At 61.9% G+C, this 12080-nt stretch carries 3 protein-coding genes and 1 pseudogene; all 4 read left to right on the forward strand.

Annotated features, from left to right (window positions below):
• Window positions 1-155 precede the first annotated feature (155 nt).
• A complete protein-coding gene (locus CFE428DRAFT_RS01120; protein WP_006977565.1) occupies window positions 156-3671 on the forward strand; it encodes a PSD1 and planctomycete cytochrome C domain-containing protein in 3516 nt (1171 codons plus the stop codon).
• Window positions 3672-3676: 5 nt separating this feature from the next.
• Window positions 3677-5121: pseudogene (locus CFE428DRAFT_RS40845) on the forward strand (DUF1501 domain-containing protein).
• A gap of 85 nt (window positions 5122-5206) precedes the next feature.
• The gene (locus tag CFE428DRAFT_RS01130; RefSeq protein ID WP_083804916.1) at window positions 5207-6205 is read left to right on the forward strand and encodes a DUF6807 domain-containing protein; all 999 of its coding nucleotides are present in this window, start codon (window positions 5207-5209) and stop codon (window positions 6203-6205) included.
• A 234-nt stretch (window positions 6206-6439) separates the two neighbouring features.
• On the forward strand, window positions 6440-12025 hold the full coding sequence (locus CFE428DRAFT_RS32740; RefSeq protein WP_131989194.1) for a LamG-like jellyroll fold domain-containing protein: 5586 nt from the start codon (window positions 6440-6442) through the stop codon (window positions 12023-12025).
• The last annotated feature ends 55 nt before the right edge of the window (window positions 12026-12080 follow it).

A 12080-nucleotide genomic window follows, 5' to 3' on the forward strand; every position in this document is an offset into this window, starting at 1 on the left:
GCGAGGGTGCACTTTCCTCCAGCTCCGATTCGGAAGCGAATTCCAATAATGGACTTAACGTCTGGTTTACGCGATTTGGTGTTGTTTCGCCCCTGTTGCCGGAGGCAGAGGCGGGTTATTCTCCGCGTTCTTCCATGGATCTCCGCCCCCGCTCAATGACCCATTTCCGTTCCCTCTGGACGCTGCCACTGGTCCTTTTTTCGTGGACCGCGCTGGCCGATATCGATCCGGCCAAGCTGCCGCCTGCCGCGGAGTCGTTCGATTTTACCCACGACGTGCAACCGCTGCTCGAAAGCAAGTGCGTGGAGTGCCACCGGGAGGGCAAGCACAAGGGGCAGTTCCGCATCGACACCCGCGAGCAGATGATGAAAGGCGGCGAGGACAGCATCGCGGTGGTGGAGGGCAAGAGCGTGGAGAGTCCGCTCATTCATTACGTGGCGCGGTTGGTCGAGGACATGAACATGCCGCCGAAATCCGAGCAGGCACTGACGCCGAAAGAGATCGGCGTGCTGCGGGCTTGGATCGATCACGGCGCGCCGTGGCCGAAAGACGTGGTGCTCGCACCCTCGCGCGCGAACGACGCGAAGATGACCGCGGCGCTGGCTTCGCTGCCGCCGGCTGCGACGCGGCAGGTGGATTTCGTGAAGGACATCCAGCCGATCTTCCAGAACGCCTGTTACGAATGCCACGGCCCGCGCAAGCAGGAAGCGGAGTTTCGCCTCGATCATAAACCGACGGTGATGAAGGGCGGTGAACTCGGCCCAGCGATCGTGCCCGGCAAGAGTGCGGACAGCCTGCTCGTGCAATTTGTCGGCGGCCTGCGTGAAGAAGGCGTGATGCCGAAGAAAGGCCCGCGCCTCACGGCGGAGCAGATTGGCCTGCTGCGCGCGTGGATCGATCAGGGCGCGGATTTTCCGGACGCGGCGTCTGTGGTGATCAAAGACAATCGCGATCACTGGGCCTTCAAGCCACCGGTGAAAGCGCCGCTGCCCACGGTGAAAAATAAAGCGTGGGTGCGCAACGACATCGACCGCTTCGTTCTCGCGCGGTTGGAACGCGAAGGACTCCCGCCCTCGCCCGAGGCGTCGAAGGAAACGCTGCTGCGCCGGCTGGCGCTCGATCTCACTGGCCTGCCGCCGACCACGGAAGAGCTGGCTGCGTTTCTCCACGACGATTCGCCCGATGCGTATCAAAAGCAGGTCGAGCGGTTGCTCGCCTCGCCGCACTACGGCGAGCGTTGGGGCCGCCACTGGCTGGACGTCGCACGTTATGCAGACTCCGACGGTTACGAAAAGGACAAGCCGCGCTGGATCTGGTTTTACCGCGATTGGGTAATCAACGCTTTCAACCACGACATGCCCTACGACGAGTTCGTGCTCGAGCAGATCGCCGGCGATCAATTGCCGCACCCCACGCAGGATCAAATCGTGGCCACCGGTTTCCTGCGCAACTCGCTGCTGAATGAAGAGGGCGGCGTCGATCCCGAACAATTCCGGATGGAGGAAATGTTCGACCGTCTCGACACGCTGGGCAAGGCAGTGCTCGGCCTCGGCGTGAATTGCTGCCAGTGCCACAACCACAAATACGACCCCTTTTCGCAGGAGGAATACTACCGCCTCTTTGCCTTCCTCAATAACGACAACGAAGGCGCGCGCACGGTCTATACCACGGAGCAGTGGAAGAAGATCGGGGCACTGCAGGGCAAAATCCACGACGACGAAATGGGGTTGCAACAGGCGCATCCCGATTGGCGCGAACGGATGAACGCGTGGGAGGACGCGTTGAAAGCCGAGACGCAGCCCGAGTGGAAGGTGGTGGAGATCGCCAATGCCGGCGACAACAGCCAGCGCTACACCGAGCTGAAGGACAAATCGCTGCTCGCGCAGGGCTATGCGCCGACGAAGCTCGACGCGATTTTCAAATGCACGATGCCGACGGCCGGTGTGACCGCCTTCCGGTTGGAGTTGCTCAACGACACGAATCTGCCCGCGAATGGGCCGGGCCGTTCCTTCAAGGGGACATGCGCGCTGACGGAGTTTCAGGTCGAGACCGCACCCAAGGACGGAAAGAAATCCTTCCTCAAAATCGCCTCGGCGACTGCCGATTTTGGTGATGCGCCGAATAGCCCGGTAGAATCGAATTTCGAAGACAAATCCGGCAAAACGCGGGTGACGGGACCGATCGATTACGCGATCGATGGCAAGGAAGAAACGGCGTGGGGCATGGATGCCGGCCCGGGCCGCCGCAATGTGCCGCACGAGGCGGTGTTCGTAATGGAGAATCCAATCGCCGATGCCGGCACCGAACTGACCATTCATCTCAAACAGATGCACGGCGGCTGGAATTCGGACGACTTGATGACCAACAACCTCGGCCGGTTCCGGATTTCGGTCTGCACCGCTGCGGCGCCGAAAGCCGACGCCGTGCCGAAGCGTGTGCGGCAGTTGCTCGACATCCCGCGGGCGCAACGCACCGAGGCACAGACGGCGGAGATCTTTTCCTATTGGCGCAGGACGGTGCCGGAATGGAAGGAGGCCGATGCGCAGATCGCCGCGCTGTGGAAGGAACATCCCGAAGGCAAGACCACGCTGGTGCTCAATGCGCGCACGCAGTTGCGCGAAACGCATCTGCTCAAGCGCGGCGACTGGCTCAAGCCGGGCAAGCCGGTGCGGCCTGGTGTGCTGTCGGTGCTCAATCCGCTGCCCGCGGATGCGCCGCCGACGCGCCTGAGTCTGGCGCATTGGCTGGTCGATCGCCGCGCGCCCACGACGGCGCGTGTCATGGTGAATCGCATCTGGCAGTCGTATTTTGGCATCGGCATCGTGGCTACGCCAGAGGACTTCGGCACGCAGGGCGAGGCGCCGAGCCATCCCGAGTTGCTCGACTATCTGGCCTGCGAATTCATGGATCACGGTTGGAGCATCAAGTATCTGCAACGGCTGATCGTGAATTCGGCGACCTATCGGCAGAACAGCAAGGTCACGCCCGAACTCTACCAACGCGACCAATACAACCGCCTCCTGGCCCGCGGCCCGCGCTTCCGCGTGGACGGGGAGATCGTGCGTGACATCCAGTTGTCGGTGAGCGGCCTCCTCAATCCCGAGATGGGTGGCATGCCCACGATGCCGCCGGCGCCGTTGTTTCTCTTCCAGCCGCCCGCGAGCTATGCACCATTTCCGTGGGTCGAAGCCGTTGGGCCGGAACGCTATCGCCGTGCGGTCTACACGTGGCGCCGCCGCTCCACGCCGTATCCGATGCTGCAGACCTTTGACGCGCCGGATGGCAACACGGTCTGTGCCCGCCGTTCGCGTTCGAATACACCGTTGCAGGCGCTCACCACACTGAATGAAACCGTGGCCATCGAGGCGGCGCGCGCCTTTGCCCGGCACGTCCTGGAGGAAGGTGGCAAGAGCGATGCGGAGCGCATCGATTATGCCTATCGCCGTGCATTGAGCCGTGAGCCTAATGCCGCGGAGCGCGAGGAAATCCTGAGCCTCCTCACCAAGCAGCAGCAGCGCATCGCGGAGGGCTGGATCGATCCGTGGGAGCTTGCGACCGGCCAGCGCGAACGCCCGGCGGTTCCCGCCGGCACCACCCCGGCCCAGTTGGCCGCTTACACCGTCGTTTCCCGCGTCCTGCTGAATTTGGACGAAGCCATCACGAAAGAATAATCGCCATGACCAAACTCGAACATTTCCTGCGGGAGTATCAGCAGCAGATCACCCGTCGCTGGTTTTTCAAACAATGCGGGGTCGGTCTGGGTTCCATTGCGCTGGGCTCGCTGCTCCAGCAGGAACTCGCGCCCGCCGCGCATGCTGCCGCCGCGCCCTCGGGGCCGATGGCTCCGAAAGCGCCGCCCCTGCCCGCTCGCGCCAAGCGGGTGATTTATCTCTTCCAGGCCGGCGCGCCGAGCCATCTCGATCTCTTCGACTACAAGCCGCAGTTGGAAAAGTTCAACGGCACGCTGCCGCCGGCGGATTTGCTGAAGGGCTATCGCGCGGCGTTCATCAATCCGAATTCCACGCTGCTCGCGCCGAAGTACAAGTTTGCCAAGTACGGACAGAGCGGTGCGGAGTTGTCCGAGATTCTGCCGCATCTCTCCAAGGTGGTGGATGACATCACCATCGTGAAGTCGATGCAGACCGACGCGTTCAACCACGCGCCCGCGCAGATTTTCATGAACACGGGCTCGACGCAGTTTGGCCGGCCGAGCATGGGTGCATGGACGACCTACGGCCTCGGCAGCGAATCACAAGATCTGCCGGGTTACGTCGTCTTCAGTACGGGCACGAAAGGCACCAGCGGGGGCGCGGCGAATTGGGGCTCTGGGTTTCTGCCCACGGCCTTTCAGGGTGTGCCGTTCCGCGGGCAGGGGGACCCGGTGCTGTATCTCTCGAATCCCGGCGGGGATCGACGACCGGGTGCAGCGCGATTCGCTCGATTCCATTCGGCGACTGAAACGAGATGCATTTCGCCGACGTGGGCGATCCGGAGATTCACACACGCATTAATTCCTTCGAGCTCGCGTACCGGATGCAATCGAGCGCGCCGGAGTTGATGGATATCTCGAAGGAGTCGAAAGAAACGCTGGAAATGTACGGCGCGAAACCCGGCGAGTCTTCGTATGCGAATGCGTGCCTGCTCGCGCGACGCATGGTCGAGCGCGGGGTGCGCTTCGTGCAGATTTTCCACGAAGCGTGGGATCACCACAGTGGCCTCACCAAAGGCTTAAAGGATCAATGTGGAAAGACCGACCAGGCGAGCGCGGCGTTGGTGAAGGATCTCAAGCAGCGCGGGTTGCTCGAGGATACGCTCGTCATTTGGGGTGGGGAATTCGGCCGCACACCGATGGTGCAAGGCGGCAACGATGGCCGCGACCACCATCCGAAAGCATTTACCATGTGGATGGCCGGGGGTGGCTTGAAGCCCGGCTTGGTCTACGGCGAGAGCGACGAGTTTGGCTTCAACGCGATGAAGGATCCCGTGCACGTGCACGACCTGCACGCCACGTTGCTCCATTTGCTCGGCTTCGATCACACCAAGCTGACCTATCGCTTCCAAGGCCGCGACTTCCGCCTCACGGATGTTTCGGGTGAGGTGATCAAGGGGTTGCTGGCGTAGCTCGGTCTTTACATGCAAAAAGAGGCAGGCAAGGTAGCCGGCCATGACGAGCTTCCCCTGCGCCCCCGTTTCCAGCCTTCGCAAAATGTCTTTTGTTCGTTCCCTCCTGGCCTCCAGCGTGGCCTCGCTGTTTCTGACTGCCGTCTCGGCCCACGCGCAGGTGGCGATTTCGCAAGAAGGGGACGCGGTGCATGTCGCGATCGATGGCCAGCCGTTTACCGATTTCGTCCTGCGCGGCGGCAATGCGATGAAGCCGTATTTGTATCCGCTGCGTTCGGCGACCGGGAAGCTGGTCACGCGCAAGTTTCCCATGGAGAACGTCGAGGGTGAGCCAAAGGATCATCCGCACCAGCGCGGGCTATGGTTTGCCCACGAACGGGTGAACGGGTTCGATTTCTGGAATAACGAAGCCGATTACAAGTCGACCAATCGCGGCCGCATCGTGGTGAACAAAATCAGCGACATCCAGAGCGGCCCGGATGCGGGCAGTTTTACGGCCGATCTCGAATGGCAGGATCCGAATGGCGGTAAGGTGCTGTCGGAGACGCGCAAGACGACTTTCCACAAGACGCCGACGCTGCGCATCATCGATGTCGATATCACGCTGACTCCAGCCGCCGGAGATGTGAAATTTGGTGATGCCAAAGATGGTGCGTTCGGCATCCGCCTGGCGCCGGCTTTGGAAGAACCCGGCAACGCAGCGAAGGGAGTGACGAACCAAATTCCCGGTACCGGTAAGATGACCAATGCCGAAGGCGATTCGGGGGAGAAAGCGGTGTGGGGCAAGACGTCGAACTGGGTCGACTATGCCGGCGAAGTGGATGGCGAGAAAGTCGGCATCGCCATCTTCGATAATCCGGGCAACTCCCGCCGCGCCCATTGGCATTCGCGCGGTTATGGCCTCTTCGCCGCGAATCCGTTTGGCCTGAGCGTCTTCACCAAGGACAAGTCGCAGGACGGTAGCGTCATCTTGAAGCCGGGTGAAAAGCTGCACTTTCAGTATCGGGTCGTCATTCATCCCGGTGACACCCAGTCGGCGAATATTCCGGCCCTGTGGGATGCTTACTTGAAGGAAGTGAAGTAACGCAGGCCTTGGCGAGGCGCCCTGAGGCCAGTGCCCCTACCGCGACTTTTGCGGCGAAGGGTTCATCCAAAGCGCTCCAAAAAGTGCGCTTCGTTTTCTTACGCACCGCTTCCATCGAGGCCGGGTCGCCCTATCTCGCGAAAATAAGCGAATAGTTCAAAAATCGGAGCGATTTATTCTATGTGGTTTCGGGTCTGCCTCGATAGACGAGTAGCGGCTTTTTCTTACAAACCTATGCCTCACTCGCTTCCCCCGGCGGTCGTGCTGTGCCGTATGGCCGCCTGCGCACTCCTCGCACTGTCCACCTCCAGCCACGCACAGGATGTCCCTGTGCCGCAGCAATCCTACACCACCGCACAGCTCTATCAGCCGTTGCGCACCTTCACGACCTCCGAAATTGGCATTTTGCCCACCCAAGTCGGCATTCACCACGGCTATATGGTGGTCTCGGGCGGACGCCAGGGCGGCACGGGAGGTGATCCTACGGGCTATGGAAAGCTCACCATCTGGCGGCTGTCCCAGCCTTCCGCGCCGAATGTGGTGAACCCGAGCCTGGTCGGCCAGATTGTGGATGATAACATCTACAAGAGCCATGTCATGGGTTTCTCCGGGGAGAAGGTCGCACTGCGGACGAACAAAGTTACGATCTTCGATCTGACCAATCCCGCCGCCCCGACCGCTTTGGGCACGGCGACCGGCGGCCATTCGTCAAGCCACTCCTCCTGTTGGGCGGGCAAATACATCTACACCTGCGGTGAAGGCTACGGCACAGCCAGCGGCTGGCTCGATATCTACGATGTTAGCAATCCCAACACCCCCACGCTCGTCCGGTCCGTCGATCTTCCGACCATCACGGGATTTCGTTGTGCGTCGGTTTTTGTCCTCGGCAATCAACTCGTCGTCTCGGCCAGCCTGACCAATGGGGTCGCGACCTTCGACCTGAGCGATCCGACGAACCCGCTGCTGGTCAACGTTTTTCGGGGTGACACCGGGGCCAATACTTATACTTCCTATCTCAGTGGTTATCGCCTCTACGGCGGCGGCCAGGCCGGGGGCTTGTATATCTACGACGTATCGGATTCCCAGAACATCAAGCTCGTCGATCATGTCACCACGCTGGGCGGCACTCCGCGTTACCCGGTGTTGCAGGATGAGTTCATTCACCTTGGCAATATCGGCAACGGCCACTATCAGAAAATCCGCATCGATACCGTCCCGGCACAAATCGTTGCGGACGTTCCCATGCCGATCCCGCCTGGCGGCGGCCACGCGAACACCGAGATCGCCATTCCCATCGGCAACCTTGTCTATGTCGGCTGCATCAACGGCGCCAATCCCGGTTCCCCGATCACCAATCCGGCGGGTTGGATCATCCCGCACGATACCGTGCCCGACACCCGGCCGCCGGCGGTGAACGGCGTGCGTCCGCTGGACGGCGAGACCAATGTCGCGCCCACGAGTATGATCGGTGTCTCTTTCACCGACCTGCTCAATACGCCTTCCATCAACAGTTCGAGCATCATCGTTCGCCCTGTCGGCGGCACGGCGCTGTCCGGCACTTATTCGAACATGGGCGGCATCGTGAACTTTGACCCCAGCACTCCGCTGGCGGCGAATACCACTTATGAAATCGTCGTCAAAGGCGGCGGCGTGCGGGATTATTCGGGTAACGCTTTTGCCGCGGATCAAATCTATCGCTTCTCCACGGGATCGAGCATCGACACCACCACGCTCGGCCTCGCTCTCGACTATCCGCTCGACGAGACCACGGGCACCACGGCCGATGACACCCTCGGCGCGCACAACGGCACGCTGACGAATTTCCCGGCATCGCCGTGGTCGGCGGGCATTGTCGGGGCCGGTTCGCTGAACTTCGATGGCGTGGCCAGTTATGTGGCGGTCCCGAGCATCGATGTCGGGAGCGCTTTTTCCTTCAGCACGTGGGTGCGAGTGACTTCCGGAAGTTCGAATCTCGAGACGATCGTGGCCAATGCCGCGGGCGGTTTTGCCACCGCGGGCTTCCGTCTTTTTGTCTACGGATCGGCGCACGCGAGTTATCCCGGGCGTGTCCAACTGGAGACCGGCGACGGCACCACCGGCAACGCCGCCAACACCGCGATTGGTGCGCTGCCCTTCGATCAATGGGTGCACCTTGCGGTGACCGTCGATCGCACGGCCGGTGCGGCGCATATCTATGTCAATGGCATCGACCAAACCGCGGATAGCAGCGTGGTCACAGATTTCCCGACCGCGGCCCCGCTTACGCTGGGGCGCATGAGCACCGCGGCCTACTTCTTCGGCGGCGGCATGGATGATTTCCGGCTCTACTCGCGCGTCCTCGTGCCGGCGGATATCGATCAGTTGCGCAATCTGTGTGTCTCGCCCATCGGCCATTGGGGTTTCAATAACACTACCGCGGATGCCGCGCCGAACGGTCGGCCAGTCACCCTCAGCGCCACCGGCAATACTTACGACGCCACGCAAGCCAATGAGGGTGGTTGGTCGCTCAATCTCGACGGCAGCACCGGCTTCGCGACGACCCCGAGTCTCGAACTGGGCAATAGCTTCACCCTGGCCGCCTGGGTCAGGATTCCGTCGGGGAACAGCGGCTTGAATACCATCATCGCCAACGGTCCCAGCGGATACATCGGCAACGGTTTCAATTTCTACGTCACCGGCTCGACCAACGCCACGCCGGGCAAGATTCAATTCGAGACCGGCAACGGCACCGCCGGCAACGACGCCCATACCGCGGCCAATGCCTTCCCGTTCGATCAATGGGTGCACGTCGCCGTGGGGGTCGATCGGGCGCGTGGCACGGCGCTCATTTACGTGAATGGCAAGGACGTGACCGCGGACAATACCATCCGCCCCGACTTCAAGACCGCGGGGACGATGGACGTGGGGTCCATGACGAATAGCTCGAACTATCTCGCGGGTAACATCGATGACCTGCGCGTGTATCCGCGCTGGCTGAGCGATAACGAGATTGGCACGCTGGCGATCGGCAAACTGCTCGGCTACTGGCGATTTGACGGCACGGGCGCGGACGACTCCGGATTTGCCCGCACCGCAACGCTGATGAACGGCGCCGGTTACTCCACCGATGCGGTGCGCGGTTCCGAATCGATGACCCTCGATGGCATCGACAGCGGCTTGGATGACCACGCCGAGGTTTCCGCCTTCGATGTTGGCAATCAATTCAGCGTCTCGCTGTGGGCCAAGCTCACCACCACAGCTACGGGCACGCGGACGTTGCTGGCCAATTCCATCGGCGGGAGCGCCACCAACGGGATGCGCTTTTTCATCAACTCCTGGAACACCAGTGACGGTCGCATCATCTTCGAAACCGGCAATGGCACGCTGAGCGCTGCCGCCGGCACCGCGACCGGTGTTTTCCAGCCCAACCAATGGAATCACATCGCGGTCGTCGTCGATCGCACCGCGCAGCACGCGGACATCTATTACAATCGGCGATTGGTAACGTCGAGCAGCACCATTCGTCCCGACTTCGCGACGAACCTGCTGCTCTACCTCGGTCGCATGGCTACGGCGGCGAACTTCAATGGCCAGATCGATGACTTCCGCATTTACGCGAAGAAGCTCACGACGAGTGATATCGGCGTCCTCGGCGAAGGCAGCCCCGATACCGCGCCGACGGTGAGCAATCTCGCCTCCTCCGCGAGGGCGGCCACCACCGGTACCGGCCTGACCTTCACCGCCACGGCCTCCGATCCGAACTTCGGCGATGCGCTCAGCTACCGTTTCGATTTCGGCGATGGCACGACCACGGCTTGGACGGGGAATAACACCGCGGTTCACACTTTCAATACGCCGGGTCGCTATTCGGTCACGGTCTTCGTCAGCGATGGTACGGATACACTCACGCGGACGATGACGCAGATCGTGTATAACGCGCCCACCAGCCTGCCGCCCTCGATTTCCGCGGAGATGGCCTACGACACGAGCCGTAACAAAGTGTGGTGCGTCGTGCCTGACGGTGACGGTGCCGCGCCCGCGGGCGGCCGCGTCGTCCGCTTCGATGCGAACACGCGCGCGGTTGATTACCACGTCGCTCTCGGGGCGAATACCGACCCCGTCGCGCTGGCGCTGCGGCCCGGTAATGCCGAGGTCTGGGTGGCGTGCAAGCAGAGCGATCAAGTCATCGTCGTCGATGCCAACGCCGGTGCCGTGCTGGCCACGCTGAGCATCGGCCACGGCTACGAACCCACGGGCGTCGCTTTCGCCCCGGATGGCAGCGCCGCGTTCGTCACCTGCGAAGGCGCGGAAAGCATCCAGAAATGGGACCCGACGGCACGCACCAAGACCCTCGAGGTCGATCTCGGCGCCGCCCCGCGTGGACTGGCCGTGGCCTCCGATTCCTCGCGCATCTTTGTCTCGCGCTTCCGCTCGCCCGATACCCAGGGCCAGGTGTGGGAACTGGCCGCCGCCGGGCTCACGCTCACACGGACCTTCGCTCTTCCGCTCGATAGCACGACTCCGGACAGCGCGAGTTCCGCGCGCGGCTTGCCGAATTATCTCTCACAAGTCGTGGTCAGCCCGGATGGCCAGCGCGCCTGGCTGCCCGGCAAAAAGGACAACATCCTGCGGGGCAAATATCGCGACGGCCAGGATCTCACGCACGATGACACCGTCCGCGCCTATGTCGGCCAGCTCAACCTCACCACCTCGAGCCCGAATCCGAATGCGGAAATCGTCGCCAATCGCGTCGATCTCGATAACACCGGGCTCCCGGTCTCGGCGTGCTTCTCGCCGCACGGCGATCTCGTCTTCGTCTCCATCATCGCCAACGAAGAGGTTGCCGTCATCGATGCCAATTCGCGCGCCACGCAACCCGCGATCTCCACCGCCGATAGTGGCCAGTTGTTTGGTTATGCACCGAATGGTCTGTGCGTAAGCCCCGATGGCTCGAAGCTCTTCGTGCACAATTTCCTCGAGCGCAAAGTGCGCGTCTTCGACATCAGCCAGCTCACCGCCGGCACCGGTTCCACGGCCACGCTGCTCGGTACGGTGCCGCTCGTCGTCACCGAACCGCTGGCGGCCAACATCCTGCAGGGCAAAAAGATCTTCTACAATTCCGAGGACCCGCGGATCGCGGCGGAAGGCTATATCTCCTGCGTGAGTTGCCACCTTCACGGGGACAGCGACGGCCGCGTCTGGGACCTGGGCACGTTTGGCGAAGGCCTTCGCAAGACGATTGATCTACGCGGCCATGCTGGCATGAGCATGGGGCCGCTGCACTGGAGCGCCAACTTCGACGAGGTGCAGGATTTCGAGAACCAAATCCGCAACCTGAATGGCGGCGCCGGTCTCATTAACGGGACGGTCAATCCTCCCCTCGGCGCACCGAACGCCGGTCGCAGCACCGATCTCGATGCGCTCGCCGCCTTCGTCAGTTCACTCACGACCATTCCGAAGAGCCCGTACCGAAACCCCGACGGCTCCAACACGACCTCGGCGATCAACGGCCAGGCCGACTTCACCACCCTGGGCTGCGCGAACTGCCACAGTGGAACTCAATTCACCGACAGCTCGCTCACCACGTTCATCCGGCACGACATGGGCACCATCAATGCCAGCTCCGGCCAGCGTCTCAGCGGCACGCTCGATGGAATCGATACGCCGACCCTGCGCGGCATTTGGGGCACGTATCCCTATCTACACCGTGGCCAGGCCGCCGACCTCCCGTCCGTCTTCAACACGACGAACGCCCCGGCCGGCAAGGGCCACGATGTGTTCCGCACCCTCACGACCACCCAGCAGAACGATCTCATTCGTTACTTGTTGGAGTTGGAGTGATGCGCCGGGATTTTCCCGGTTTCATTTAGATGGTGGCGGCCAATTTGCGTTCGCC

Source organism: Chthoniobacter flavus Ellin428 (genome assembly GCF_000173075.1).
Classification (GTDB): Bacteria; Verrucomicrobiota; Verrucomicrobiia; order Chthoniobacterales; family Chthoniobacteraceae; genus Chthoniobacter; species Chthoniobacter flavus.

Coding starts and splice junctions, on each gene's coding strand:
- CFE428DRAFT_RS01120 (WP_006977565.1), top strand. CDS start 156: ATGACCCATTTCCGTTCCCTCTGGACGCTGCCACTGGTCCTTTTTTCG.
- CFE428DRAFT_RS01130 (WP_083804916.1), top strand. CDS start 5,207: ATGTCTTTTGTTCGTTCCCTCCTGGCCTCCAGCGTGGCCTCGCTGTTT.
- CFE428DRAFT_RS32740 (WP_131989194.1), top strand. CDS start 6,440: ATGCCTCACTCGCTTCCCCCGGCGGTCGTGCTGTGCCGTATGGCCGCC.